The sequence below is a fragment of the Xanthomonas bonasiae genome, assembly GCF_014836395.1.
Lineage (GTDB): Bacteria > Pseudomonadota > Gammaproteobacteria > Xanthomonadales > Xanthomonadaceae > Xanthomonas_A > Xanthomonas_A bonasiae.
This window is the reverse complement of sequence record NZ_JACSQX010000010.1, coordinates 165,766-190,889: the sequence shown is the minus strand read 5'-3', so window position 1 is coordinate 190,889 and position 25,124 is coordinate 165,766. Positions and strand designations below refer to the sequence as shown.

The following is a 25,124-nucleotide window of genomic DNA, read 5'->3' as shown; positions in this document are numbered from 1 at the left end:
GGCAGCGCCGGTCTCCGCTCCTCTGCGGGGCGAGAGGCCAGAGCGCGCGAGCGCGCCGCGGATCGCCGCCGGTGCAGCGCCCTGCGCGGACGCGATCCCGCCTGCCGCGCCTGCGCCTGCGCCTGGATCGCACCGCACGCCGACGCCATTGCCGCCATCCTCACATGCGCCCAGACATCCCGCCGTTCGGCCGTTACCGCGCCTTCCTGTTCGACATGGACGGCACCATCCTGACCTCGATCGCGGCGGCCGAGCGGGTATGGAGCGCCTGGGCGCGAACCCACGGCATCGACCCGGCCATCCTGTTGCCGACGATCCACGGCGTGCGCGCCGAAGAGACCATCGCACGCCAGGGGTTGGCCGGCATCGACGTACAGCGCGAGGCGCAAGCCGTGACCGCGGCCGAACTCGAGGACATGCAGGGGGTGCAGGCGATCGCGGGTGCCGAGGCCTTCATCGGCACGCTCGCGCCGCACGCCTGGGCCGTGGTGACCTCGGCGCCGCGCGAACTGGCGAGCCGGCGTCTGCGCGCCGCGGGCCTGCCGCCGCCACCGGTGCTGGTGTCTGCCGAGGACGTCGTGGCCGGCAAGCCTTCGCCGGAAGGCTACCTGCTGGCGGCGCGCCTGCTGGGCGTAGCGCCGGGCGACTGCCTGGTGTTCGAGGACGCCCCGGCCGGCATCCAGGCCGCCGAGGCCGCGGGCGCGGCGGTGTGCGCGATCACCTGCGCGCATGCGCACGCGGCGCAAAGCTTGCCGCGCCTGCACCTCTCCGACTATGTCGGATTGCGCTGCGTCGAAGAGCAGACAGGGCGCTTTGCCGTGGTTGCGGGCTGAACCGGCGCGCGGCCTGGGTCAGGCTTTGGCGTAGCGGCTGGGCGGTGCGCCCACCTGGCGGCTGAAGGCCACGCTGAAGGCGCTCGTCGACCCGTAGCCGACGCGTTCGGCCACCTCGGCCACGCTCGATCCTGAGCGCCGCAACAGATCCTTCGCCACCTGCATGCGCCAGGCCAGCACGTACTCCATCGGCGGCACGCCGACGGTGCGGGCGAACCGCTCGAAGAACGTGGAGCGCGACAGCGCGGCCGCCTGCGCGAGTTCGCCCACCGTCCAGGCGTGATCGATGCGGGCATGGATCCGCGTGAGCGCCATCGCCAGCCGTTCGTCGCCCAGGCCGCGCAGCAGGCCCGGCGGCGCATTCCCCGCGGTCGTCCAGCGCAAGGCCTCGACCAGCAGCATCTCGACCAGCCGCGAAAGCACGTACTCGCTGCCCGGCTTCCTGTCGTGGTACTCCTCGCCCACCATCTGCACCAGTTGCATCAGGCGGCCGGCGCCCCGCACGTGGACCACCGCCGGCAGCAGCGAGACCAGCAGCCCGGCATGGGCGCTGTCGAACAGGAAGGCGCCGCCCAATGAGCGCATGTCCGGCGCGCCGTCCGGTTCGCCGTGGCGCCGTTCGCCCTGCCCGCCGGGAACGACCTTCGGATCGATGAACACTGGCGGCGCCGGCACCAGGCTGGAGAGCGTGAACGCCGGCGTGGTCGGCAACAGCACGAAATCGCCGGCGCCGATCGTGATCGGCGGATGCCCGTCCACCGCCAGCACAGCGATGCCCTCGAGCACGATGCAGAACCCCGGCTGCCCGTACTCGGCATAGCGCACCGCCCAGTTGCCCTTGCCGCTGATGAGGTTGGCGAACACCGCGCGGGGTTGGAGCAGACGGACGAGGTCGGAAAGTGGATCGTGCATTTCGGACTTTCGCTAAAACAAAACGGATTCTGCATTATCGATCATCCGATGCGGCTGACCTATCGTTTCCTCCCGAGTCCACTCACTCCTGGAGAACGCAATGCAGACCGTCCTGATCACTGGCTGTTCCTCCGGCTACGGCCTGGAAACCGCGCGCCACTTCCTGGCCCAAGGCTGGAACGTCGTCGCCACCATGCGCCAGCCGCACCCGGCGCTGCTGCCGGCCTCGCCCGACCTGCGCCTGCTGGCGCTGGACGTGACCCAGCCCGACAGCATCGCGCTGGCGCTGGAGGCGGCCGGCCCCATCGACGTGCTGGTCAACAATGCCGGCATCGGGCTGTTCGGGGCGTTCGAGGCCACGCCGATGGCGACCGTGCGCGAGGTGTTCGAGACCAACACCTTCGGCGTCATGGCGATGTGCCAGGCCGCGATTCCGCGGTTTCGCCAGCGCGGCGCGGGCGTCATCGTCAACGTGACCTCCAGCGCCACGCTGGCGCCGTTCCCGCTGGTGGCCGCGTACACGGCGAGCAAGACCGCGGTGCAGGGCTTCACCGCGTCGCTGCGCCACGAACTCCAGGCGTTCGGCCTGCGGGTCAAGCTGGTGGAGCCCGGCTACGGCCCGTCCACCCGGTTCACCGCCAACGGGCAGCAGCGCATGCAGGGCCTGATCCCGGACGCCTACGCGCCGTTTGCCCAGGAGGTGTTCGCGCGCCTGGGCCAACCGGCGGCGGTGACCGTGGCCAGCGACGTCGCCCAGGCGATCTGGGACGCCGCCAACGACGCCAGCGACCGCCTGCATTACCCCGCCGGCGCCGACGCCCTGGCCCTGTCCGCGCAGCCGGCGCCCGCCAAGGAGCGCTGATCACCAAGCTGCAAGACCTCACGGGAACCGCAAACCCGCCTTTGCGAATCCCGAATCCCCAATCCCGGCTACTTCGCCTGCTGCGTCCCCGGCACCGGCTCGGCGCCCAGGGTCGAGGTCGGGCTGACGATCATCACCGTCTCGGTCGAGCCATCCGGCCACACGATCTGGAAGGTGCTGCCCGGGCTCAGGGTGGAGAACGGCATGCCGCTGCGCGCGCGGTAGATCGCCGCCACCTGCGCGGCACCGGCGCGGCGCAGGTCGGGGTCGGCGTGCGCGGTGGTCAGCTCGACCTTGGACAGGCCGCGGTAGCGCTGCTCGGCCGTGTCGATCAGCAGCAAGCCGGCCGCCGCCGCCGAATAGGCGACCAGGGCCAGCACCCAGAACCAGAACTTGGCGCCGTGCAGCCATCGCCGGTAATTCATGACCCCGCTCCTCTCGCCGTCGTATCCACCAGCCGGTTGACCATGTCGTTCATCGTGTCCGTACCTTGCCGCGGCACCGCGGCGTCGTAAACAAAACTGCTGAAATCCTGGGTCGGGTCCTGCGAGCAGATCCCGCCGTTGGCGCAATAGCGGGTCATCAACTCGCTGTTCGGGCCGCAATCCAGCCCCAGCCGGCAGGCGGCCAGCTGCCAGGCCAGTTCGGTGAAGGCGGTGCCGGCGATGCGCTCGTCCAGGCTGTCGTCGCCGCTGGCGGCCAGGCCCATCGCCGGCGCCAGCGCCATGTACGCATCCGGATCGCCGGAGGCGCGCACCCGTTCGACCAGGTCGCGCTTGTAGCCGGCCGAGGACTGCAGCGGCTGCCCCAGCGTCAGCAGCGCCGCCTCTGCGGCCAGGTTGCCGCCGCGTGCGGCCTGCACGCGCTGGGCGACGATGGCCTGGCGGGTGAGGCCGTCGCCGGGCACGAAGCCGGCGCAGCGGCGGCCGACCCGCGCGCGCGCAGCGACCATCCGCCCCGAGGTCGGCAGTTGCGCCGCATCGATCGCGCGGGTGTCGGCGGCATAGCCGGCCGGATTCATCGCATAGCCGGCGCAATAGTCGTAGATGCGGCTGAGCAGCCAGGACGCATCGGCATCGCCCTGCGCGGCGGCGGCGGACAGCTGCTGCGCGGTGCGGTACAGGTCGGGACTGCGTTCCAGCGCGGTGCGCCGGTCGGGCGACGCCGCCGGCAATAGCTGAACCGAGGTGGGCCTGCGCTGGTCCTGCGCCGGGACGCCCACGGTGGCCGGGGTGGCCGCGGCGGCACCCGCGCTCACCGGCAGCGCCGGTGCCGCCGCCAGCAGCACCGCGCGATAGCCGACCACGCCCAGCAGCAGCGCAGCGGGCGCCAGCAACAGCCAGGTTTTACGGGACACGGCGAAGGGCATGCGCGTAGGCGATCGGGGCAGCAGGCGACGAGGGCGGCCGCGGCCGCTGGAACCGGGGGCCGCCGCAATGTCGCAGTCTAGCGCAGCCGATGGCGGGCCATGGCAGACAATGGCGTCCGCGGTCACGTCGCGCGCGGCCGGCGCCGGGCCGGGCCGCCGCCGCGGTCGTCTAAGATGCGCGGTCACTCCTCCTCGTGCCCGACCGATGCCGTTCCTCGAACTGACTGTGCGCTGCACCGATGCCACCCAGCCCCGCTACGAGAACGCGCTGGAGGACGTCGGCGCGCTGGCGGTCACCCTGCTCGACGCCGAGGCCGACACCAGCAACGAGCGCGCGATCCTGGAACCGGGGGTCGGCGAGACCCCGCTATGGGGCACGCTGGTGCTCAGCGCGCTGTTCCCCGCCGAACAGGACGCGTTGCTGCTGCTGGCCGCGCTGGAAGCGTTCGATCCGGGCCTGGACTGGGCCCAGGCCACGTTCCGCAAGGTCGACGACCAGGACTGGGAACGCGCCTGGCTGGACCAGTTCCAGCCGATGCGCTTCGGCACTCGCACCTTCATCGTGCCGTGGAACCACGAACTGCCGGAAGAAGCGCGCGGCGCCGATGCCGCGGTGGTGCGGCTGGACCCGGGCCTGGCGTTCGGTTCCGGCACCCACCCGACCACCGCGTTGTGCCTGCGCTGGCTCGACGCCCTGGCCGCCGACGGCGCGCTGGCGCAGGCGCGCGTACTCGATTTCGGCTGCGGCTCCGGGATCCTGGCGCTGGCCGCGCTGAAGCTGGGCGCGGCGGTGGCGGTGGGCGTGGACAACGATCCGCAGGCGCTGCTGGCCACGCACGACAACGCCGAGCGCAATGACGTCGGCGCGCGCCTGGCGGTGCACCTGCCGGCCGACGAGCCGGTGGCCACCTATCCGGTGGTGGTCGCCAACATCCTGGCCTCGGCGCTGGACGCGCTGGCGCCGACCCTGGCCGAACGCGTCGCGCCGGGCGGGCGCATCGCCCTGTCCGGGATCCTGCATGGCCAGGAACAGGAGCTGTTGCAGCGCTACGCACCGTGGTTCGAGCAATTGCGCACAGAGCAGGACGGCGACTGGATGCGCATCGACGGCGTGCGCCGCGCCTGAGTCCGCGGGCCGGCGGGTCCGCTCACGCGGTCGCGCCGGATCCAGCGCTCACCCGCGGCCTGCGGCCAGGCTGCGGATCGCCGCGGTCAGCAAGGCCGCCTCGGCATGGATCGCCAGCACCCGGGTCCGCGGCCGCCAGCCCTGCGCGCGCAGGCGGCGCTCGTGCCAGCGATGGCCGCGCCGCGCCCGCGGCAGCCGCCAGGCCAGTTCCAGCAGAACGCCGATCAGCGCCGACGCGCCCAGGGCCTGCACCAGCGCCACCCAGCCCGCGGCGTGCGCCAGCAGCCACAGCGGCGCCGGCACCCGCGACGGCGGCGCGGGCGGATACGGCAGCGCGAACACCTGCCATGACCAGCCCTGCCTGACCGCGCGGCGACCGTCGCCGGCATCGGCCCAGATCCGGTAGCGGTGCGCGCCGATCCCCGGCGGCGGCCGCGGGCGGCTGCGCGCGCGCAGCGGCGCGAGCGCGAAACGGGGGTGCTGGGCGTCTTGCAGCGGGGCATCCTGCGTGTGCATCGGCGCGTCCTGGTCCATGGCAGCGGGGCGGGCGGCGGCGGCAGAGACGGCGCGGACGATGCGGCGTCTTCACTGCGCACAGCCATCGTCGACGACAGTATCAACAACAAAGTGCTCATTGAAAGCCGTACGAACCAACTTTCCCAGTCGGCGCGGCTATATCTCGCCTCCCCCGCGGAGGTGAGCGTGAGCAGCAGGTTGTACGAACGGGTGCGCGAAGCGCGCAAGCTGACCGGCCTCACCCAGGAAGCGCTCGCGCTCGACCTGTCGGTGACCCGCAGCGCCGTGGCGCAGTGGGAGATGGCCGACGGCACCGCGCCGGCGGTGGAGCACCTGATCGCCCTGGCCCGCCGCAGCGGGCTGACCTTCGAATACCTGGCCACCGGCCGCGGCGAACGCGTGTTCGGCGAACCGCTGTCCGTCGCCGAGGAAGCCGCGCACTACCGGCAACTGTCGGACCAGCAGGCGCGCCTGCTCGACAGCTTCGAGACCCTGAGCCCACGCCAGCGCGCCGGCCTGCTGGACCTGATCGGCGCCGGCAAGCACCGGCGCTGAGCGGGGCAGGCGCCCCCGCCCGGCGTTCCTGTAGGAGCGGCTTCAGCCGCGACAGGAACTTACCGAAGGTGCCTGTCGCGGCTGAAGCCTCTCCTACAGAAGGCCATGACCGCGCTGCAGCCCGCTCCCGCGCGTGCTTGAATAGGGTTCTCGTTGCCGCCGTCGCCTTCACGCATGCCCGATCCCACCCCGCCCCGCCCCAGTCTCGCGACCCTGCTGCGCCAGCCCCAGCGGCCGGCGCCGGAACAGGCCGATGGCGCCGCGCCGGCCGGTCCCGCGGCGGACGCGGCGGCCAGCCCCGCCGAGACGGGCGACACCGGTGGCGGCGCGACGCCGCGTGCCGATGCCGCCGGCGCGCCACTGTCCACGCCTGCGCCGGTGTCGATGGCGGAGACGGACGCCTCGCGCGCCGCCGGGACCTCCGCAACGCCGCCCGCTTCGGTGAGCGGCGAGTCGATCGCGCCCGGTGTACTCGAATCGCAGTCGGAACCGGAATCGGAGCTGGAGGTGGAGCTGGCGCCGCCGCCGCCGCCGGCGCAGGAACCGGGACCCACCACCGCCGCAACCGCAACCGCCGCCGCTCCCAGCTTCATGCAGCCCAGCGCGTCACGCCGGCCGGTGCTGCGCGCCGCCCCCTGGCAGTGGATCGCGCTGGTCGGGCTGGGCCTGCTGCTGGCGCTGCAGATCCTGGTCGCCGACCGCCAGCGGCTGGGCGCCGACGCGCGCTGGCGGCCGTGGGTGGCCGGCGTGTGCCAGGCGCTGCGCTGCAGCCTGCCGCCGTGGCGCGAGCCGAGCGCGTTCACCATGCTCAGCCGCGAAGTGCGGCCGCTGCCCGGACGCGCCGGCACCCTGCAGATCCAGGCCACCTTCCGCAACGACGCGCGCTGGGCGCAGGCCTGGCCGCTGCTGCAGCTGTCGCTGGCCGATGCCGACGGCCGCACCATCGGCAGCCGCGTGCTGCGCCCGGAGGAGTACCTGGGCCGCACCCGCCCGGATGCGGCGACGCTGGCGCCCGGACAGAGCGCGCAGGTGGCGTTCCAGGTGCGCGAACCGGCCGCGGGAACCGCGGCATTCAGTTTCGACTTCCACTGAAACGCTGTGACACCACGATCCGCCATGGCAGCGAGGCAGGCCACGCGCTAGACTCGTCCCCCCGCGCCGGCCCTCCGCCCTCCGGCGCCGCCGTCATCCGGGGACCCGCCGAACTTGAACGCTGCCACCACTCGTCCTGACTCCAGTCGCGGCGCGCCGAAGCCGCCGCTGCGCGAACACGTGGCGCAGTCCGTGCGCCGCTACCTGCGCGACCTCGATGGCTGCGACGCCGACGACGTGTACGAGATCGTGCTGCGCGAGATGGAGATCCCGTTGTTCGTGGAAGTGCTCAACCACTGCGAAGGCAACCAGAGCCGCGCCGCGGCGATGCTGGGCATCCATCGCGCCACGCTGCGCAAGAAGTTGAAGGAATACGGGTTGGCTTGAGAGCCGGGATTCGGGATTCGGACTGCAGGATTACGTCTGCGCGCAAATCCGCTGTCAGACCACTGATAAAAAAGGCCGCCTTTTCTGCCGAAAAGGCGGCCTTTTCATTTCAATCTGTGCGCTCTTCTGTAGGAGCGGCTTCAGCCGCGACGCGTTACCGGTAAGGCGTCGCGGCTGAAGCCACTCCTACAGGAGGCGGCCCGGTCACCGCGAATCCCGAAATCCCGAATCCCCAATCCCCAATCCCGGCCTCTCACACCCACCCATACCGGATCAGGTGGAAGAACACCGGCGCGGCGAAGCACACCGAATCAAGCCGGTCGAGCACGCCGCCGTGGCCTTCGATCATGTGGCCCCAGTCCTTGATGCCGCGGTCGCGCTTGATCGCCGACATCACCAGGCCGCCGAAGAAGCCCATCAGGTTGGCCACCAGCGCCAGCGCGAACGCCTGCAGCGGCGAGAACGGGGTGATCCACCACAAGGCCGCGCCGAGCAGGCTCGCCGACAGGATGCCGCCGACGAAGCCTTCCACGGTCTTGGACGGCGACAGCTTCGGCGCGATCAGGTGCCTGCCGATCAGCTTGCCCCACACGTACTGCAGCACGTCCGAGGACTGCACCACGATCACCAGGAACGCGAACAGCAGCAGGTTGCGGCCTTCGTAGCCGGGGATTTCCAGGTTCAGCAGCGCCGGCACGTGGGAGATGCAGAACACGCAGATCATCAGTCCCCACTGCACTTTCGCGGTGCGCTCCAGGTAGCGCGTGGTGTCGCCGCCGATGGTGGCCAGGATCGGCAGCACCAGGAACGCGTAGACCGGGATCAGCAGCGTGTACAGCCCGTACCAGCCGCTCCACACCAGCCAGTACTGCCACGGCAGCACGATGTAGAACGCGGCCAGCAACGCGTAGTAGTCGCCGCGCCGGGTCGGCGCCAGGGTGATGAACTCGCGCAGCGCGAACAGCGACACCAGCGCGAACAGCACGATCACGCCGATGCGCCCGAACACGAACGCCAGCGCCACCACCGCGGCCATCACCCACCAGGCGCGGATCCGCGCCACCAGGTTGTCGAGCACCGCGCTGGGGCGCCCGCGCGCGCGCCAGCGCATGGTTTCGGAAATCAGCGTGGCCAGCAGCAGCACCGCGGCGATGCCGAGGAACAGCCAGATGGTCTGCTGCCGCAGCGAGGATTGCTGCAGATGGTCGCTGAAGGCGATCGCGTTCATCGTGCGGCCTCCATCTGTTCCGGCGACAGCGCCAGCAGCGCCGCACGCGTGCGCTCCAGGAACGCCTGCTTGTCCTCGCCGGCGCCCAGCCGCAGCGGCTCGCCGAAGGTGGTGGTGCACAGCAACGGCAGCGGCAGCCACTTGCCCTTGGGCATGACCCGCTTGAGGTTGTCGATCCACACCGGCACGAACTCCAGCTCCGGTCGATTCCGCGCCAGGTGGTAGATGCCGCTCTTGAACGGCAGCACGCCTTCCTCGGTGTTGCGCGTGCCTTCCGGAAACAGGATCAGCGAGCCGCCGCCATCGACCGCCTCGCACAGGCACTCGATCGGATCGCGGCTGCGCTGCGCGGCCTCGCGCTCGATCAGCACGCCGTTGAACACCGCGTGGATCAGGTAGCGGCGCAGCGCGTCGCGCTGCCAGTACTCGGCTGCGGCCACCGGCCGCACCTCGCGCCGCAGCGCCGCCGGCAGCGACGACCAGATCAGCACGAAGTCGCCGTGGCTGGCGTGGTTGCCGTAGTACACGCGGCGCTCGCTGGAGGGAATGCAGCCGCGCCAGAACGCACGCGCGCCGGTCAGGATGCGGATCGCGGCACTGCAGCCGCGGGCGATCAGACGCTCGATCATGTCCACTCCAGTTCGCGCACGATGGCGCGCAGACGCATCACGATGGTCACCGCCGCGCCGCCGATCAGCAGCGCCATGGTCGCGACCAGAATCATTTCGGCGACGGCCGTGTAGTGCAGCAGCAGAACGACGGCCGCCAGCAGCGCAGCCAGCGACAGCCAGTGCATGCGTTGCACGCGCGCCATCGGTCCCTGCAAGGGCTCGCTGACGCCACAAGCCAGGCCGAGCATGCGCACGTAGGCGGTGCCCACGCACAGCAAGGCCGCGGCCCAGCCCAGGTCGGCTCCCCAGCTCAGCACGTGCTGCAGGCCGTAGCCCACGCCCAGGCACACGACGACGTCGGACAGGCGGTCGGGCGCTTCGTTGTAGACCTCGCCGGCGCGGCCGACCATCCGCGCCTGCCGCGCCATCAGCCCGTCCAGGCGATTGCACAGCAGCCGCCCCTGCAGGCCGAGCGCGGCCAGCAGCAGCAAGCCGGCCGCATCGCGCGGCGGCTCGCGCCAGGCGCAATAGAACATCAGCGCCGCCAGCGCGGCGAAGCCGGTGGCGGTCCAGGACAGGCCATTGGGCGTGGCGCCACGCGCGCGCAGCGCCGTCGCCAGGCGCGCGCGCCACTGCGCGCGGCGTTGTGCAAGGGTCGCTCGAGCCATCAGTCGCCACCTCCACCGCAACCGCCGCAGCCGCTGCTGCAACTACTGCCGCAACTGCTGCTGCCGCCGCCGCCATCGCCACCGCCGGTGTTGCAGCTGCTGCCGCCACCGCTTCCGCCGCTGCTGGCGACCACTGGCGATCGCAGCGCGTGATAGTCGGCCCACGCCGTGCTCATCAGCACGCCGGTGCCGCCCAGCGCCAGCGGCGTGGCCAGGTGCGTGCCGGGCGTCGTGGAGGAGAGGAACGTCCCGGCGCGCCATGCCGCATCGCGCGCGGCCAGCAGCCGGTCGCCGGCGACGCTGCGGCGCGGCGGGGTCAGCAGGAAGCCCAGTGCGATGAGCGTCACCGCCACCATCGCCGCGACCAGGAAGCCGACCGGGCGCTGCAGCTGCAAGCCGATCTCGATCTTGAGCGCACCCACGACCCACAGCGCTACCGGCGGCGCGGCGCCGAGCAGGCGCGCGCACCAAGCCTGGCCGCGCCCGAGCAGCAGGCGCTTGCCGATCAGCGCCTGGCGCAGCGGCATCGCGTCGTCGCGCAGCGCCTGCAGCGCCAGCGACAAGGTCGGGTTGGCGCGGACCAGTTGCAGGGCGCGCTGCAACGACGCCGGCACCGCCACGCCGTCTGCCACGTGCAGCGCGGTCGCATCACTGCGGCGGCGCGTCAGCGTCGACAACGTCGGCCGCAGCTGCACCGCGCCGCAGATCTGCAGCAAGCCAAGGTGCAGGTCAGCCACGCGCTCGCTGCCGCCGGCCAGGAACGCCAGCTCGGCGTGATCGACCACGCTGGCCGCGTGCCGCTGGCCGAGGCCGCGCACCGCGCGCCGCAACCGCGCGGCCAGCGCCCAGGCCAGGCCGATCCCCGCCAGGAACAGCACGATGAAGGCACTGCCGCGCCAGTGCAGCGGCGAGACGGCCGGGTTGTCCAATCCCAGCCACCAGCCCAGCAGCAGCGTGGCCGCCGCCCACAGCCACAGCGCCTTGCCGGATGCGCGCGGCCTGTCCCAGCGGCGCGCGTGGAGATCGTCGGAGGTGGCGGCCCGCGCGGCGCGCTCCCCGGCCGGTGCCGGCCAGCAGGCCGCCGGCGGTTCGCCGAAATAGCAGCGGTAACGCGCCAGGGTGGCCCGGTATTGCGCGGCGTGGCGCTCGGCGTCGACGGCATCGCCGCGGCCGGGCCGGTGATGCAGGGTGGTCTGCAACACGTGGGGGCAGAACTGCTGCCAGTATTCGCGAGTATCGGTGAGATGGGTATGCCAGACCTGGTCGATCAGCGCACTGGGGGTGACGTCCTCGGCTCCGCTGCAGGCCAGGAAGCAGAAGCGCCGGTATTCCTCGACCGCCTGCGCGGCCACGGTCAGGGAGACCTTGGCTTCCTTGGCCACGCGGCGCACGAACACCGGCAAGGCGTCGTCGGCTTCGCCGAAACGGTAGGCTTGCAGCCGCTGCCACAGCGCTTGTTGCGCGGCGTCGGCGTGGGGAAGCGGCGCCGGATCGGTGGAGGCGGTCATGGCCTGCGCTCCGTCATGCGATCTGCGCCGCGATCGGCGTCGCCAGCAGCGCCAGCAGCTGCAGCGCCAGGCTGGCGATCTGCCGCAACAACAAGCCGCGCATGCCGCGCCAGCGTGATTGCCAGTCGCGCGGCGGCGGCAAGCGCCGCAGCAGGCCGAGCCGGTGCAGGGCGGCGTCGAGATCGGTGCCGGCCTGGTCCAGGTCCGCTTCGGCCAGCACCGCGTCGAGCAGCGCGGCATCCAGGCCGACGCGCGCGGCCCAGTAGCGCTGCACCACGCCGGCGAGCACGCTAAGCAGGCACAGCATCGCCGCCAGCGACATGGCGACGTTGGCGTACCACGCGCCCAGCAGCAGCGCGACGGCGAACAGCACCAGCGACAGCCGGTCCAGCGGCGATGCCTGCCGCAGCAGTGCGGCCATCGTGCGCAGTTCCAGCGGCGTGCTCATGCCGGCAGCTCCAGGGCGCGCGGCGGCAGGTACGGCGCGGCGCATGCGGCGGCGATGGCATCGCGCTGCGCAGGCCCCAGCACCACCCGCGCTGCGCGTGCGCGCAGCAGCGCGAGCGCGGCATCCAGATCGGCGGCGCGACCGCTGTGCAGCAGCCAGGTGGCGACCGCGGCGGCGCTGCGCGAATAGCCCAGTGCGCAGCACACCAGCACCGGGCCGTGACGGCGTGCGGCCTCGATCGCGGCGGCGGCTTCGCGCAATGCCGGCGCGGGCGGCGCGACCAGGTCCAGCATCGGCATGCTGCGGTCGTGCGCACCGGCATCGCGCAACGACAGTTCGGCGCAGACATCGACCACCGCGGCGAACGCGGCGCGCTCGCCGCGGCCGGGAAGGCGTCCCAGCCAGACCCCGTCGGCGATCTCGCGCGGCGCCGGATCGCGCCGGGTCCAGGCGCGCGCATTGAGCCTGGCCGCGGCCAGGTACGGCGCGTACAGCCAGCGCGCGGCCAGGCTGAGGCGGCCATCGGCGCGCTTCTGCAGGCCGAGCGCGCCAAGCAACGCGTAGTCGAGCGCGACCAGCAGCAGCGACAGCGCCGGCCACAGCAGCCACCATGCCGTCCCGCCGAATGCGTAAGCCAGGGCTACGCAAGCCGCGCTGCCGAACAGGTAGGCAACGGCCAGCCGCCAACGCGCCGGATCGCGCGCCAACGCCAGCGCGCTCCACGGCGGCGCGATGCGCTGCGGCCACAGCCACACGCAAAGCCAGCCGGCGGCCAGGCCGGTGGGAATGTCCAGGAAATGGTGCTGGTAGGTGGTCAGCACCGACAGCCCGATCAGCGCGAACCAGGCGTGCAGCGCGCCGCGCGCGAGTCCGTGCAGATGCTGCGCATAGCGCACCCACAGCACCACCAGCAGCACGATGTGCAGCGACGGCGCCTGGTTGAACGGCTTGTCGAAGCCGAGCAGCACCGCGAACAGCCAGCCAAACACCCCTTCGCTGGGCGGTCGCTCGAAACTGAAACGCAGCGGCCATAGCAGAAAACAACCCACCGCCAGCAGCTGCGCGGTCAGCAACCGCCGGGCGTGGGTATCCAGTTCGGCGCGCGTGCGGCAGACGAAGAACGAGATCACGTAGAACAGGTCGATCGACCAGTACGGCACGATCGTCCACGGCCAGAACGGGATCTGCGTTTCCCACGCGAACGGCAGCGACGGCACGTAGGCGCGACGCTCGGCCAGCGTATTGGCCAGGCCGTAGCTGAGGAAGAAGAACGGCCCCAGCAGCGCCAGCCACGCCAGCGCCCGCCGCCACGGCCGCGGCGCCGCTTCGCTCACGGCGCGATCCGCTGCGCCAGCGACACGGTGAAGATGCCCCATTCGTCGATGCGCTGTTCGAGTTTGCGGAAGCCGGCCGCGCGCACCAGTTCGTCCATCTCCTGCTGGGTGCGGCGGCGCATCACCCAGGCCGCGCCGCCGCGGTGGCTGGTCAGCGCGCGGGCGATGAATTCCAGCTGCGGGTGCCACGGCTGGCCGGTGTAGGCCAGATAGCCGCCCGGTTCGACCGCGGCGGCTACGCCCTGCAGCGAGCGCAGCACCTGGTCGTTGTCGGGGAACAGTTCGTACAGGCCCGACACCACCGCCAGCGTCGGCCGCGGCTGCAATGCCGCCAGCGCGTCGCGGTCGAAGGCGTCGCCCTGCTCGAAACGGGCGATGTCGGCGGCGCCGAGTTCGGCGATCAGCGCGCGCCCGCGCTCCACGTTCAAGGCGCTGAAATCGCGCAGCGCGATCGCATCGGCGCGCTGTTCGCCGCCGGCCAGCGCTTCCAGCACGTAGCGGCCGTGGCCGGCGGCGATGTCGAGCACGCGCACCGGCGCGCCGGCGTCGCGCAGCCGCTGCATGGCCAGGCGCAGCAGTTCGTGCAGATGGGTGCGGCGCACGCGGATGCCGCGCCAGCCGATCGCATCCAGGTAGTTGCGGTCGATGAAGCGGCCCAGCGGGCCCTTGCCGCTGGCGCGGTCGCGATACACGTAGTCCAGCGTGCTGCCGGAATCGAAGCCGGTCTGCAGGCCCAGCGCGACGCCCTCGGACAGGGTGCCGCCGAAGCGCAGGTTGGCGCGCACGAAGCGCCAGCGCAGGTCCTGCAGGCTGTATTTCTGCGGCGGCCAGGACAGCCGCTCGGCTTCCTCGAAGGTCGGCCCGCGCCGGTGCGCCTGCAGCAGGCTCGGCAATGCCGGCGCCTCGGCGAAGCGCTCGCGCACGAAGCGGCGGATCTGCGCCAGCGCCGGCGCGCGGTCGCGCTCGCCCAGGGTGTCGTGGAAGAACCCGGGGAGCAGGTGGCGCTCCTTCACCGGCGAGGACAGCCGCTCGTAGAAACGGTCCTGTGGGCCGCGGTGCACGACGAAATCGTCGCCGGATACCAGCAACTGCACCGGCACGGTGATCGCCTGCGCGTCGCCGACCACGCGGTCGGCGGCGGCGTACACTCCCAGCAGCACCCGCACCGAGATCGGCCGGGTGATCAGCGGATCGTCGCGGTAGCTCGCCACGCGCGCCGGATCATGGGTCAACCACTGCGGCTTGACGTAGCTGTTGACGAAGAAATTGCCGCGCAACTTGTGCATCAAGGCCAGCCCGGGCCGCGCGAACGGCACGTACAGCTTGACCTTGAACGCCGGCGAGGCCAGCACCAGCGCGCGCAGCGGCGGCGCGTAATCGTGCACCCAGGTGCTGGCGATCACCGCGCCCACGCTCTGCGCGATCACCACGATGTCCTGCACCGCGATGCCGTGGGCCTCGCCGATGTGGGCGATGAAGCGGTCCAGGTCGCGCACCAGCGCCGGGAAGCCGGGCGCATCGCCGCGCACGCCGGGCGAGCGGCCGTTGCCGCGCGCGTCCCAGGCGAACATCGCGCAGTCGTCCAGCCCCAGTTCGTCCGCCAGGTGCAGCACCCGCCCCGAATGTTCGTGGCCGCGATGCAGCAGCACCACCGCACGCGGCACCGCCGCCGGCGCCATCGCCGGCCAATGCCGGTAGAACAACCGCGTTCCGTCGAAACTGCAAAACTCGCTTTCGCTGACCTGCCGCATCCGTTGCCGATTCCCTGTCGTTCGTACTTGCCGTTGCCGTGAGTGCCGCTACCGCTTCCGTGTCGTTGCCGCGGCCTGCGCCGCGCGGCTCAGCGCGGCGCCCCCTCGCGCAGGCCGGCGGCAACGCGCCGCAGTACCGTCGCCGCGCACAGCAGCGCCAGCACGATCGCGAACCCGTCCACCGTCTTCGCCCCGACCCAGCCGCCGGCCAGCAGCAGCCCGAGCAGGCCGATGGCGAAGGCGCGATCGCTCTTGCCCATCGGTCCGTCGTAGCGCCGTCCGGCGCCGACCATCAGCCCCAACACCCCGGCATACTCGGTCAATGCCGCCGCCAGCGCCAGCGCCCACAGCCAGCCGGCAGCCGCACCGGGCACGCTGGCCAGGCTCAGGTACAGCGCCGCATCGGCGATCACGTCGCTCAGTTCGTTGAGGTAGGCGCCCAGTTTGGACTGCTGGCCGAACTCGCGCGCCAGCATGCCGTCGACCGCGTTCAAGGCCATGCGCAGCAGCATCCACGCCGGCAGCAGCGCGTACCACAGCGGCTGCGCCGGCCCGCGCCAGAACACCCAGGCGGCGACCAGCAGCGATACCGCGGCCGCGCCCACGGTGACCTGGTTGGCGGTCACGCCGAGCCGGTACAGGCCACGCACCCCGGGGCGCAGCAGGTCCTGGAAGCGTCCTTTCAATGCGTAGATCGAAACCATTGCGGGGTCCTGAGGGTCCATGCCGGGGCGGCGCAGCCTACAATATCGGCTCCCCGCTCCGATGTGTGCCCTGCCCCCATGTCCTCCGATTTCCTGCCCGTGCGCCGGGCATTGCTGTCCGTTTCCGACAAGACCGGCCTGATCGACCTGGCCCGCGCGCTGGCCGCGCGCAACGTGGAACTGCTGTCCACCGGCGGCACCGCCAAGGCGATTCGCGAGGCCGGGCTGGCGGTCAAGGACGTGTCCGAGCTGACCGGCTTCCCGGAAATGATGGACGGCCGGGTCAAGACCCTGCACCCGCTGGTGCACGGCGGCCTGCTCGGCCGCGCCGGCACCGACGACGCGGTGATGGCCGAACACGGCATCGCCGCGATCGACCTGCTGGTGCTGAACCTGTATCCGTTCGAGGCGGTCACCGCCAGGGCCGACTGCACGCTCGCCGAGGCGGTGGAGAACATCGACATCGGCGGCCCGGCGATGCTGCGCTCGGCGGCGAAGAACTTCGCGCGCGTGGCGGTGGCCACCGATCCGGCGCAGTACGCCGACCTGCTCGCCGAACTGGAGGCGCACGACGGCCAGCTGTCGGCGGCGAAGCGCTTCGCGCTGTCGGTGGCCGCGTTCAACCGCGTGGCGCAGTACGACGCGGCGATCAGCAATTACCTGTCGGCGGTGGTCGAGCACAACGAGGCCGGCGTGTGCCGCACCGCGTTCCCGGCGCAGAGCAACGGCAGCTTCGTCAAGGTGATGGACCTGCGCTACGGCGAGAATCCGCATCAGCATGCCGCGTTCTACCGCGACCTGTGCCCGGCGCCGGGCTCGCTGGCCACGTTCCAGCAGTTGCAGGGCAAGGAACTGAGCTACAACAACATCGCCGACAGCGACGCGGCGTGGGAATGCGTGCGCCAGTTCGACGCGCCGGCCTGCGTCATCGTCAAGCACGCCAATCCCTGCGGGGTGGCGGTGGGCGCGGCCTGCGGCGATGCCTACGAACTGGCCTACGCGACCGATCCGACCAGCGCCTTCGGCGGCATCCTCGCCTTCAACCGCACGCTGGACGCGGCCACCGCCAAGGTCATCCTCGACCGCCAGTTCGTCGAGGTGCTGATCGCGCCGGACTACGAAGAAGGTGCGCTGGAGTACGCGAAGAAGAAGGCCAACGTGCGCGTGCTGCGCATTCCGCTGGCGCCGGTGTCCAGCGGTTTCGTCGACACCAAGCGCATCGGCTCGGGCCTGCTGATGCAGACCGCCGACGACCGCGTGGTGAGCCGCGACGACCTCAAGGTGGTCACCCGCCTGGCGCCGACCGAGGCGCAGTTCGCCGACCTGCTGTTCGCCTGGAAGGTGGCCAAGTACGTCAAGTCCAACGCCATCGTCTACGCCAAGGACCACCGCACCATCGGCGTCGGCGCCGGGCAGATGAGCCGGGTATATTCGGCGCGCATCGCCGGCATCAAGGCCGCCGATGCGGAGCTGGTGGTGGAAGGTTCGGTGATGGCCTCCGATGCGTTCTTCCCGTTCCGCGACGGCATCGACGCGGCCGCGGCCGCCGGCATCAAGGCGGTGATCCAGCCCGGCGGCTCGATGCGCGACAGCGAGGTGATCGCCGCCGCCGACGAGCATGGCATCGCCATGGTGTTCACCGGCGTGCGCCATTTCCGCCATTGAGCGGCCAGGGATCCGAACGATGAAATCCAGCCCGTTGCGCCACGGCCTGCCGCTGCTGCTCGCGCTCGGCATGGCGGCCTGCAAACCGACCGCCACGCCAACGCCGGCCGCGCCGGCGGCCGCACCGACGCCAGCCGCAGCGCCTGCAGCCACTGCGCATGTGCCGCGCACCGAACGCCTGCAGGCGTTCCTGCAGACGCGCTACGGCAAGCAGGCGCGCCTGTCGGAGAGCTGGTCCAGCCAGGCCGACGGCAACGCGGTGCAGAGCGAGGTCTGCGCCGAACAGCCGGTGGTGGTCGGCGACCAGATCCAGGAACTGCTGGCGGTCTGCCACCGGCTCAGCGACGGCGGCCATGCCAATCCGGGACTGATCGATTTCCTGATCCTGCGCGACACCGGCCAGGGCCTGGCGGTGGTGGCCGAGAAGCTCGGCGACGGCTTCGGCAGCGATGGCGATCCGGGCGCGGTGGACATCCTGCGGCTGGGCAGCGATTTCTACGGCTTCCTGGTCTACAGCAGCTGGGTCGGGCAAGGCACCGTGCTGGAATCGCAGGATCTGGTGCTGCCCGGCCCCAAGGGCCTGGTCAACGCCGGCTCGGTGCGCCAGCACATCGACAATCATGGCGCGCTGGACTGCAGCGACGACGGCCGCGATCCGCAGCAGACCGCCGCGCAATGCCAGGCGCAGCTGTTCGACGTGGACTTCGAACTCGACGTGGACGACAGCGATCGCGCCGCGCGGGTGTGGCCGGTGACCATCGAGGAACGCGGCATCTCCTGCGGCAAGAAGCTCGGCACCACCCAGGTGTTCGCGTTCGACGCCAAGCGCTGGGCCTATCCGTTCCCCGATTCGATGCAGCGCGAAGCCTGCGAATAGTCCTTCCTTCGACCTCACGAGACACGCCTTGAAAATCCTCGTCATCGGTTCCGGCGGCCGCGAACACGCCCTGTCCTGGAAGCTCGCCCAATCCCCGCGCGTCAGCGAAGTGCTGGTGGCCCCGGGCAATGCCGGCACCGCCACTGAAACCAAGTGCCGCAATGTGGCGGTCAAGGTCGACGACCTCGACGGCCTGCTCAAGCTGGCCCAGGACGAAGCCGTGGCGCTGACCGTGGTCGGCCCGGAAGTGCCGCTGGTGCTGGGCGTGGTCGATCGTTTCCGCGCCGCCGGCCTGCGCATCTTCGGCCCCAGCGCCAAGGCCGCGCAGCTGGAAGGCAGCAAGGCCTTCGCCAAGGCATTCCTCGCCCGCCACGGCATCCCGACCGCGTTCTACGAAGTGCATACCGAGGTGGACGCGGCGCTGGCCTATGTCCGCGACAAAGGCGCGCCGATCGTGGTCAAGGCCGACGGCCTGGCCGCGGGCAAGGGCGTGATCGTGGCGATGACCCTGGACGAGGCCGAAGCCGCGGTGCGCGACATGCTCTCCGGCAATGCCTTCGGCGATGCCGGCGCGCGCGTGGTGATCGAGGAATTCCTCGATGGCGAGGAAGCCAGCTTCATCTCCATGGTCGATGGCGCCACCGCGCTGCCGATGGCGACCAGCCAGGACCACAAGCGCGTCGGCGACGGCGATACCGGCCCCAACACCGGCGGCATGGGCGCGTATTCGCCGGCGCCGGTGGTCACGCCGCAGGTGCACGCGCGGGTGATGCGCGAGGTGGTGGAGCCGACCGTGCAAGGCATGATCGCCGACGGCGTGCCGTTCACCGGTTTCCTGTACGCGGGGCTGATGATCGACGCCAGCGGCGCGCCGAAGGTGATCGAGTTCAACGTGCGCTTCGGCGACCCGGAAACGCAGCCGGTGATGCTGCGCCTGCAGTCGGACCTGGTGGACCTGATCGAAGCGGCGATCGACGGCCGCCTACATGCGACCGAAGCGCAGTGGGATCCGCGCCCGTCGCTGGGGGTGGTGCTGGCGGCCGCGCCGTATCCGGAAACGCCGGTCACCGGCGAAGCGATTTCCGGGCTGGACCAGGTGCCGGCCAGCGCCAAGGTGTTCCATGCCGGCACCGCGCTGGACGGCCAGGGCCGCGTGCTCAGCGCCGGCGGCCGCGTGCTGTGCGTGGCCGCGCTGGGCGACAGCGTGTCCGACGCGCAGCGCAATGCGTACGCCGGCGTGGCGCAGATCCGGTGGCCCAGCGAATTCCATCGCAGCGACATCGGCTGGCGCGCGATCGCGCGCGAACGCGGCGCGTAGGGGCCACGCCGCCCTCTGTAGGAGCGGCTTCAGCCGCGACAGATCGTATGGGCACCTCCGGATAGGATCTGTCGCGGCTGAAGCCGCTCCTACAGCTGACACCATCGGCATTCGAGGACATTCCATGGCGCTGGATCCCGATCTGCGCACACAATTCCGCGCGCTGGCGGCGCAGACCGACGGCATCGACACCAAGGTCTACGCCGACTACGCCAAGGACCCGCTCGAGCCGATCATCGGCCTGGGCCGCCGCAACGCGCGGCTGTGCGTCTTCGGCCGCGATCCAGGACGCACCGAGGTCGAATACGGCGAACCGTTCGTCGGCAGCGGCGGCCAGCTGGTGCGCAAGGCGCTGTACCGGCACCTGCACGGCGGCGAGGCGATGCCCGATTTCGCGGCCTCGCTCGCGGTCGGCCGCGATGTCTTCTGGATCAACACCGTGCCGTACAAGCCGCTCGGCAACAAGGCCTGGTCGATGCAGGTGAAGCGGCGCTTCCATCCGCTGATGCGGCGCCTGCTGATCGAACAATGGCGCGGCCGCGACATCGTCACCCTCGGCCGCGAAGCGTTCCTGTGGTTCGGCATCGACCAGCCCAGGGACGTGCGCGCGCAGCTGGACGCATTCTGGGCCGACCCGTCGCGCTTCGACGCGCACATCGACATCGGCCTGCGGACCGAGACCGGCGCAGCGCGCCGCTTCATCCTGCATCCGCTGCCGCATCCCTCGCCGCTCAACCAGACCTGGTTCAAACGCTTCCCGGCGCTGCTCGAAGCGCGCTTGCGGCAACTGTCGGTGTGAGCGCGAGCGCCCGCACAGCCGTGCCGGCCGCCATGCTGGAGCGCGTCCAGGCAACGATCCGTTGACCTGAGCTTCACAAAAGAGAACAATTCGCATTAGCCAGCGCATGGCTCCGCGTCGACGGAGCCAGTTTCCCCGCATCCGGGACATCCAGCGGTCAGCCATCCCCCTTCCTCTCCCACCGCTTTCGCCGATCGCGGGCGGCACGCCGCTGCCCGCAGAAAAGGATGCTGCCGATGTCTTGTCCGTCCGCGCACGCCGCGCATGTGCTCCCCTGCCGATTCCATCGCGGCGTGCGCCTGGCCGCGCTCGCCGCCGCGCTCCTGCTGGCCTGCGACGCCCATGCCGGAGACACGGAGACCGAGCAGGCGACCGAGCTGGACGCGGTCAGCGTGACCGCCGCGCGCGTGCATGCCAACGCCGGGGCGCTGGGCGAACGCAACGTGCAGGACACGCCGTTCGCGATCCAGGTGCTGGACCGCGACGACCTCGACAAGCGCCAGGTGGTGTCGCTGGGCGATGCCTTCTTCAACGATCCGTCGGTGGTCACCCAGGTCGGCGCCTATTCCAGCGGCTGGAGTTCGCCGATCATCAACCGCGGGCTCGGCCTGAGCTACGACAGCTACCGCGTCAACGGCCTGCAGGTCTCGTCCTGGGGCAGCGAATGGCCGCTGGAAACGATGGAACAGGTGGAACTGCTGAAGGGGCCGGCCGGCTTCCTGTACGGCTTCGGCCAGCCCGGCGGCCTGGTCAATTACCTGACCAAGAAACCGACCGACGACACCACCCTGTCGGCCAGGCTCGGCTGGCGCTCGGACGCCGTGGCCAGCGCCCAGCTCGACGCGGGCGGGCGCTTCGGCAACCAGGACATGTTCGGCTACCGCCTCAATGCCTTCCGCGAGAAAGGCGAGACGTACAACGGCGGCGAGGTCGACCGCAAGGTCGTCTCGGCCGCGCTAGACGCGCGCCTGAGCGATCGCCTCACCTGGACCGCCGACCTGGTCTACCAGAGCCGCCAGCTGTCCGAGGAAGCGCCGCAGTACTACTTCATCGGCCTGAGCGCGGTGCCGCGCGCGATCGCCGGCGACGCCGACCGCTCGGTGACCGGTTCGTACTACGACACCCGCTCCCGCCTGCTGTCGACCGGGCTGGAATGGCGCTTCGCCGACGGCTGGAAGGCCAGCCTGAACTACGGCGTCACCACCTCGTGGAACGACGTCAACAAGATCTTCGCCTACATCGACGACGGCAACGGCGACTACGCCGTCAACGCCTACGAACTGGGCGGCAGGAGCGAGTGGAAGCTGGTGCAGCTGATGCTGCAAGGAAACTTCGCCACCGGGCCGCTGCGCCACCAGCTGGTGGCCGGCGCCTCGCGCCAGGACGCCACCGGCTGGGACCGCCCCTACGTGTGGCAGACCATCGGCCGCGGCAACCTCTACGACTGGCAGGGCATGACCCATTACAGCAGCGCCTCGCGGGTGATGACCCGCAGCAGCGAGACGCTGCAGAAGGCGCTGTTCGTCAGCGACACCGTCGCCTTCGCGCCGGGCTGGTCGCTGCTGGCCGGCTGGCGCTACAACGACTACGAACAGGTCGGCACGTACCACACCTATCCGGTCACGCCGACCTATGCGCTGATGTACAAGCCGGCCGACACGGTCACGCTGTATGCCAGCTACATCGAGTCGCTGGAAGCCGGCGGCCGCGTCGGCGACGACTACATCAACGCCGGCCAGGTGCTCGACCCCACCATCAGCAAGCAGTACGAGATCGGCGCCAAGATCGCCTATCCGCGCTGGAACGCCAACGCGGCCGCGTTCCGGCTGGAGCGCGGCGCCAGCATCGACCGCATCACCGCGGCCGGCAAATATCTGGAGCAGGACGGCGTCACCCTGTACGACGGCATCGAACTGAGCGGCGACTACCGCCTCACCGAGCAACTGAGCATCGGCGTCGGCGCCACCTGGCTGGATCCGCGCTACGACAAACTCTCGCCGGACAACGCCGCCGATCAAGGCCACCGGGTCAGCTTCGCGGCGCGCTGGCAAGGCGTGGCGCACGTGGACTACGCGTTCCCCGGCATCGACGGACTCAGCGTCTATGCCGCGCTGCGCTACTTCGGCGACGTCTGGTACGACACCGCCAACACGCTGAAGCTGCCGGACTACACGCTGGCCAATGTCGGTGCCGGCTATCGCATGCGCCTGCACGGGCACCCGCTGACCTGGCGCGCGAGCATCGACAACCTCACCGACCGCAAGTACTGGATCACCAACAGCGTCGGCGCGCCGCGCACCTACGCGCTGAGCGTGCAGTTCGACCTGTGAACCGCGCGGCGGCCTGCGCAGCGGCCGTCGCGCCTTTCGTCCACCCAGCCCCAGCGGCAAGGCACGACGCCCTCTTCCCCGACCAACGGAATCCGTCATGCCCACCCGACTCCCACGCCCCTCCCTGCTGCCGCTTGCGCTGGCCGCCGCGCTCTGCGCTCCCGTCCATGCCGCAGCGGCCGAGACCGACGCCGACCCCGCCGAACGCAAGGCCACGGAGCTGGACGCGGTCCGGGTCAACGCCGAGCGCGCCGAGGCGCCGGCCGGCGCCCTGGGCGAACGGCCCGCGCGCGACACCCCGTTCTCCATCACCCGCATCGATGCCGACGCCCTGCAGGAGCGCCAGGTCAACTCGCTGGCGCAGATGTTCATGACCGATCCGTCGGTCTCCGGCAACGTCGGCGCCTACAACAGCAGCTGGTACACCACCATCCAAGTGCGCGGCCTGCCGGTCAGCTACAGCAACGGCTACAAGCTCAACGGCATGCCGCTGTACACCTACGGCGCCGAGTGGCCGAGCGAGACCATGGAGCAGGTGCAGCTGCTCAAGGGCGCCAGCGGCTTCATGTACGGCTTCGGCGCCCCTGGCGGCATCGTCAACTACATCACCAAGAAGCCCACCGACACGCCGCTGCTGGACCTGAGCGTCGGCTATCGCGACGGCGGCGTATACAGCGCGCAGCTCGACAACGGCCGCCGCTTCGGCGAGGACGACCGCTTCGGCTACCGCCTCAACGTGCTGCGCGAACAGGGCGATACCTACAACGACACCCACGTCGAGCGCACGCTGGCCTCGCTGGGGCTGGATGCGCGCCTGAGCGACGACCTCACCTGGACCGCCGACCTGCTCTACCAGGACCGCAAGCTGGAGAACGAAGCGCCGACCATCACCTTCTACGGCTATGGCGACAGCGCCCTGCCGCGCCGCCTCGACCCGCGCCGCGACCGCGCCATCCGCGACACCTTCTTCAACACCGAGATGCAGTCGGCGATGACCGGCCTGCGCTGGCGGATCGACGATGCCTGGAACGCGCGCCTGGACCTGAGCTACAGCAAGTTCCGCAGTTCGATCAACAAGATCTGGGACTACGTGCTCAACCGCGAGGGCGACACCAACACGTATATCTACGACCTGGGCAATCTCGCCGAGAACTACCTGGCGCAGGGCCTGCTCGAAGGCCGCTTCAGCACCGGCCCGATCGACCACCAGCTGGTCGCCGGCGCGAGCTGGCAACAGGCCGACAGCGGCTGGGCCAAGCAGAACCTGTGGTACCAGCTGGGCACCTCCAACCTGTACGAGGACAGCGCGCTCAATTACCACAGCACCCACTCGCGCGACACCTACCGCAGCGACCGGGTCGAGCAGAACGCGCTGTTCGCCAGCGACACGCTCAGCGTCGGCACGCACTGGTCGCTGCTGCTGGGCCTGCGCCACACCCGCTACGAACAGAACAGCTGGGACGTGGACGGCACGCACACCGCGCGCTACCAGAAGTCGGTCAACACCCCGACCGTGGCGCTGCTGTTCAAGCCGCGCGAAGACCAGACCGTGTACGCCAGCTACGTGGAATCGCTGGAGCAGGGCAGCACCGTCGGCCAGCTCTACGAAAACCGCAACACGCTGCTGCCGCCGCTGGAAAGCAAGCAGTACGAGCTGGGCTACAAGCTGGAGCGTGCGCGCTGGGCGCTGGATGCGGCCTGGTTCCGCATCGAGCGCGGCGCCGAATACGGCAATGCCGCCAACTACTACGTGCAGGACGGCGAGGTGCGCTACCAGGGATTCGACCTCAGCGGCCACGTGCAGGCCACGCCGAACTGGCGCATCGGCGCCGGCGCGACCTGGGTCGACGCCGAATACCTGCGCAACGAGGCCGCCGCGGTCGGCCGCACCCCCGCCGGCGTGGCCAGGTTCCAGGCCACGCTCGACACGGCGTACGCATTCGACGCCGTGCCCGGGCTGAGCGTGCACGCGGCCGCCAAGCACTACGGCTCGCAGCCGTACGGTGCGTCGATGTGGAACGACCTGTACGACCTGAAGCTGCCGTCCTTCACCCTGCTCGATGCCGGCCTCGGCTATCGCACGCACTGGGGCGCCACGCCGCTGACGCTGCGCGGCGAACTCACCAACCTCACCGACCGCCGTTACTGGACCAACGACGGCAACGGCTACGGCCAGCCACGCACCTGGTCGCTGAGCGCCACGTTCGAACTTTGAGCGCCGCGCGGGCGCC

Annotated in this window: 24 protein-coding genes; 12 read left to right on the top strand and 12 right to left on the bottom strand. The window is 70.8% G+C overall.

Annotated elements, in window-relative coordinates; all coding sequences use genetic code 11:
- Positions 1–71: 71 nt before the first annotated feature.
- Positions 72–833, top strand: coding sequence for an HAD-IA family hydrolase (locus tag H9658_RS17210; RefSeq protein ID WP_318241406.1), 762 nt, complete (start codon positions 72–74; stop codon positions 831–833).
- 18 nt (positions 834–851) lie between these two features.
- Here H9658_RS17210 and H9658_RS17205 read toward each other — a convergent pair whose 3' ends face one another.
- The gene (locus tag H9658_RS17205) at positions 852–1,745 is read right to left on the bottom strand and encodes an AraC family transcriptional regulator (RefSeq protein ID WP_191826276.1); all 894 of its coding nucleotides are present in this window, start codon (positions 1,743–1,745) and stop codon (positions 852–854) included.
- Positions 1,746–1,845: 100 nt separating this feature from the next.
- Between H9658_RS17205 and H9658_RS17200 the strand changes: the two genes are divergently transcribed.
- Positions 1,846–2,607, top strand: coding sequence for an SDR family oxidoreductase (locus tag H9658_RS17200; RefSeq protein ID WP_191826275.1), 762 nt, complete (start codon positions 1,846–1,848; stop codon positions 2,605–2,607).
- Between the two features lie 68 nt (positions 2,608–2,675).
- Here the strand turns inward: H9658_RS17200 and H9658_RS17195 are convergent, their stop codons facing one another.
- Entirely contained in the window at positions 2,676–3,032 is a 357-nt protein-coding gene (locus tag H9658_RS17195; protein ID WP_179569078.1) for a hypothetical protein, read from the bottom strand.
- Positions 3,029–3,976, bottom strand: coding sequence for a hypothetical protein (locus H9658_RS17190; RefSeq protein WP_191826274.1), 948 nt, complete (start codon positions 3,974–3,976; stop codon positions 3,029–3,031). The genes H9658_RS17195 and H9658_RS17190 overlap by 4 nt, the downstream gene beginning before the upstream one ends.
- 205 nt (positions 3,977–4,181) lie before the next feature.
- On the opposite strand from H9658_RS17190, the gene prmA reads away from it, so the two are divergent.
- Positions 4,182–5,102, top strand: coding sequence for a 50S ribosomal protein L11 methyltransferase (gene prmA, locus H9658_RS17185; RefSeq protein WP_191826273.1), 921 nt, complete (start codon positions 4,182–4,184; stop codon positions 5,100–5,102).
- 48 nt (positions 5,103–5,150) lie between these two features.
- Here prmA and H9658_RS17180 read toward each other — a convergent pair whose 3' ends face one another.
- Complete coding sequence (locus H9658_RS17180) at positions 5,151–5,618, bottom strand: hypothetical protein (protein WP_191826272.1); 468 nt, start codon at positions 5,616–5,618, stop codon at positions 5,151–5,153.
- Between the two features lie 186 nt (positions 5,619–5,804).
- Here H9658_RS17180 and H9658_RS17175 point away from each other — a divergent pair, with 186 nt between their 5' ends.
- From H9658_RS17175 to fis, 3 genes are all read left to right on the top strand, one after another.
- Complete coding sequence (locus H9658_RS17175; protein ID WP_179569086.1) at positions 5,805–6,173, top strand: helix-turn-helix transcriptional regulator; 369 nt, start codon at positions 5,805–5,807, stop codon at positions 6,171–6,173.
- Positions 6,174–6,347: 174 nt separating this feature from the next.
- Positions 6,348–7,265: a DUF3426 domain-containing protein gene (locus H9658_RS23025; protein ID WP_225210059.1), complete on the top strand. Its 918-nt coding sequence runs from the start codon at positions 6,348–6,350 to the stop codon at positions 7,263–7,265.
- A 114-nt stretch (positions 7,266–7,379) separates the two neighbouring features.
- A complete protein-coding gene (gene fis / locus H9658_RS17165; RefSeq protein ID WP_003471008.1) occupies positions 7,380–7,652 on the top strand; it encodes a DNA-binding transcriptional regulator Fis in 273 nt (90 codons plus the stop codon).
- Between the two features lie 253 nt (positions 7,653–7,905).
- On the opposite strand, the gene H9658_RS17160 is transcribed toward fis, so the two are convergent.
- From H9658_RS17160 to H9658_RS17125, 8 genes are all read right to left on the bottom strand, one after another.
- Complete coding sequence (locus H9658_RS17160) at positions 7,906–8,880, bottom strand: phosphatidate cytidylyltransferase (RefSeq protein WP_191826271.1); 975 nt, start codon at positions 8,878–8,880, stop codon at positions 7,906–7,908.
- Positions 8,877–9,509: a lysophospholipid acyltransferase family protein gene (locus H9658_RS17155; protein WP_179569090.1), complete on the bottom strand. Its 633-nt coding sequence runs from the start codon at positions 9,507–9,509 to the stop codon at positions 8,877–8,879. Before H9658_RS17155 ends, H9658_RS17160 begins: the two co-directional genes overlap by 4 nt.
- Positions 9,506–10,159 (bottom strand): CDP-alcohol phosphatidyltransferase family protein, encoded by a 654-nt coding sequence (locus tag H9658_RS17150; protein WP_191826270.1) that lies wholly within the window; start codon positions 10,157–10,159, stop codon positions 9,506–9,508. Before H9658_RS17150 ends, H9658_RS17155 begins: the two co-directional genes overlap by 4 nt.
- The gene (locus tag H9658_RS17145; RefSeq protein WP_191826269.1) at positions 10,159–11,667 is read right to left on the bottom strand and encodes a TIGR04222 domain-containing membrane protein; all 1,509 of its coding nucleotides are present in this window, start codon (positions 11,665–11,667) and stop codon (positions 10,159–10,161) included. Before H9658_RS17145 ends, H9658_RS17150 begins: the two co-directional genes overlap by 1 nt.
- A gap of 13 nt (positions 11,668–11,680) precedes the next feature.
- On the bottom strand, positions 11,681–12,115 hold the full coding sequence (locus H9658_RS17140) for a hypothetical protein (protein WP_191826268.1): 435 nt from the start codon (positions 12,113–12,115) through the stop codon (positions 11,681–11,683).
- On the bottom strand, positions 12,112–13,449 hold the full coding sequence (locus H9658_RS17135; RefSeq protein ID WP_191826267.1) for a phosphatase PAP2/dual specificity phosphatase family protein: 1,338 nt from the start codon (positions 13,447–13,449) through the stop codon (positions 12,112–12,114). The genes H9658_RS17140 and H9658_RS17135 overlap by 4 nt, the downstream gene beginning before the upstream one ends.
- Positions 13,446–15,200, bottom strand: coding sequence for a bifunctional alpha/beta hydrolase/class I SAM-dependent methyltransferase (locus H9658_RS17130; RefSeq protein WP_191826266.1), 1,755 nt, complete (start codon positions 15,198–15,200; stop codon positions 13,446–13,448). The genes H9658_RS17135 and H9658_RS17130 overlap by 4 nt, the downstream gene beginning before the upstream one ends.
- Before the next feature lie 89 nt (positions 15,201–15,289).
- Positions 15,290–15,904 (bottom strand): CDP-alcohol phosphatidyltransferase family protein, encoded by a 615-nt coding sequence (locus H9658_RS17125; protein ID WP_191826265.1) that lies wholly within the window; start codon positions 15,902–15,904, stop codon positions 15,290–15,292.
- Between the two features lie 78 nt (positions 15,905–15,982).
- Between H9658_RS17125 and purH the strand changes: the two genes are divergently transcribed.
- The 6 genes from purH (at position 15,983) to H9658_RS17095 (ending at position 25,108) form a co-directional block, all read left to right on the top strand.
- On the top strand, positions 15,983–17,569 hold the full coding sequence (gene purH / locus H9658_RS17120; RefSeq protein ID WP_191826264.1) for a bifunctional phosphoribosylaminoimidazolecarboxamide formyltransferase/IMP cyclohydrolase: 1,587 nt from the start codon (positions 15,983–15,985) through the stop codon (positions 17,567–17,569).
- A 19-nt stretch (positions 17,570–17,588) separates the two neighbouring features.
- Positions 17,589–18,446 (top strand): hypothetical protein, encoded by an 858-nt coding sequence (locus H9658_RS17115; protein ID WP_406848139.1) that lies wholly within the window; start codon positions 17,589–17,591, stop codon positions 18,444–18,446.
- A gap of 28 nt (positions 18,447–18,474) precedes the next feature.
- Entirely contained in the window at positions 18,475–19,764 is a 1,290-nt protein-coding gene (purD, locus tag H9658_RS17110; protein ID WP_191826263.1) for a phosphoribosylamine--glycine ligase, read from the top strand.
- Positions 19,765–19,888: 124 nt separating this feature from the next.
- Positions 19,889–20,563, top strand: coding sequence for a uracil-DNA glycosylase family protein (locus H9658_RS17105; RefSeq protein ID WP_191826262.1), 675 nt, complete (start codon positions 19,889–19,891; stop codon positions 20,561–20,563).
- 236 nt (positions 20,564–20,799) lie between these two features.
- A complete protein-coding gene (locus tag H9658_RS17100; RefSeq protein ID WP_191826261.1) occupies positions 20,800–22,893 on the top strand; it encodes a TonB-dependent siderophore receptor in 2,094 nt (697 codons plus the stop codon).
- 97 nt (positions 22,894–22,990) lie between these two features.
- On the top strand, positions 22,991–25,108 hold the full coding sequence (locus H9658_RS17095; RefSeq protein ID WP_191826260.1) for a TonB-dependent siderophore receptor: 2,118 nt from the start codon (positions 22,991–22,993) through the stop codon (positions 25,106–25,108).
- Positions 25,109–25,124: the final 16 nt, after the last annotated feature.

What these genes read in the sequence shown, in the direction of transcription:
- H9658_RS17205 (WP_191826276.1), bottom strand. Translation starts at nt 1,745, where the DNA reads ATGCACGATCCACTTTCCGACCTCGTCCGTCTGCTCCAACCCCGCGCG.
- H9658_RS17200 (WP_191826275.1), top strand. Translation starts at nt 1,846, where the DNA reads ATGCAGACCGTCCTGATCACTGGCTGTTCCTCCGGCTACGGCCTGGAA.
- H9658_RS17195 (WP_179569078.1), bottom strand. Translation starts at nt 3,032, where the DNA reads ATGAATTACCGGCGATGGCTGCACGGCGCCAAGTTCTGGTTCTGGGTG.
- H9658_RS17190 (WP_191826274.1), bottom strand. Translation starts at nt 3,976, where the DNA reads ATGCCCTTCGCCGTGTCCCGTAAAACCTGGCTGTTGCTGGCGCCCGCT.
- prmA (WP_191826273.1), top strand. Translation starts at nt 4,182, where the DNA reads ATGCCGTTCCTCGAACTGACTGTGCGCTGCACCGATGCCACCCAGCCC.
- H9658_RS17180 (WP_191826272.1), bottom strand. Translation starts at nt 5,618, where the DNA reads ATGCACACGCAGGATGCCCCGCTGCAAGACGCCCAGCACCCCCGTTTC.
- H9658_RS23025 (WP_225210059.1), top strand. Translation starts at nt 6,348, where the DNA reads ATGCCCGATCCCACCCCGCCCCGCCCCAGTCTCGCGACCCTGCTGCGC.
- H9658_RS17160 (WP_191826271.1), bottom strand. Translation starts at nt 8,880, where the DNA reads ATGAACGCGATCGCCTTCAGCGACCATCTGCAGCAATCCTCGCTGCGG.
- H9658_RS17155 (WP_179569090.1), bottom strand. Translation starts at nt 9,509, where the DNA reads ATGATCGAGCGTCTGATCGCCCGCGGCTGCAGTGCCGCGATCCGCATC.
- H9658_RS17150 (WP_191826270.1), bottom strand. Translation starts at nt 10,159, where the DNA reads ATGGCTCGAGCGACCCTTGCACAACGCCGCGCGCAGTGGCGCGCGCGC.
- H9658_RS17145 (WP_191826269.1), bottom strand. Translation starts at nt 11,667, where the DNA reads ATGACCGCCTCCACCGATCCGGCGCCGCTTCCCCACGCCGACGCCGCG.
- H9658_RS17140 (WP_191826268.1), bottom strand. Translation starts at nt 12,115, where the DNA reads ATGAGCACGCCGCTGGAACTGCGCACGATGGCCGCACTGCTGCGGCAG.
- H9658_RS17130 (WP_191826266.1), bottom strand. Translation starts at nt 15,200, where the DNA reads ATGCGGCAGGTCAGCGAAAGCGAGTTTTGCAGTTTCGACGGAACGCGG.
- H9658_RS17125 (WP_191826265.1), bottom strand. Translation starts at nt 15,904, where the DNA reads ATGGTTTCGATCTACGCATTGAAAGGACGCTTCCAGGACCTGCTGCGC.
- purH (WP_191826264.1), top strand. Translation starts at nt 15,983, where the DNA reads ATGTCCTCCGATTTCCTGCCCGTGCGCCGGGCATTGCTGTCCGTTTCC.
- H9658_RS17115 (WP_406848139.1), top strand. Translation starts at nt 17,589, where the DNA reads ATGAAATCCAGCCCGTTGCGCCACGGCCTGCCGCTGCTGCTCGCGCTC.
- H9658_RS17105 (WP_191826262.1), top strand. Translation starts at nt 19,889, where the DNA reads ATGGCGCTGGATCCCGATCTGCGCACACAATTCCGCGCGCTGGCGGCG.
- H9658_RS17100 (WP_191826261.1), top strand. Translation starts at nt 20,800, where the DNA reads ATGTCTTGTCCGTCCGCGCACGCCGCGCATGTGCTCCCCTGCCGATTC.
- H9658_RS17095 (WP_191826260.1), top strand. Translation starts at nt 22,991, where the DNA reads ATGCCCACCCGACTCCCACGCCCCTCCCTGCTGCCGCTTGCGCTGGCC.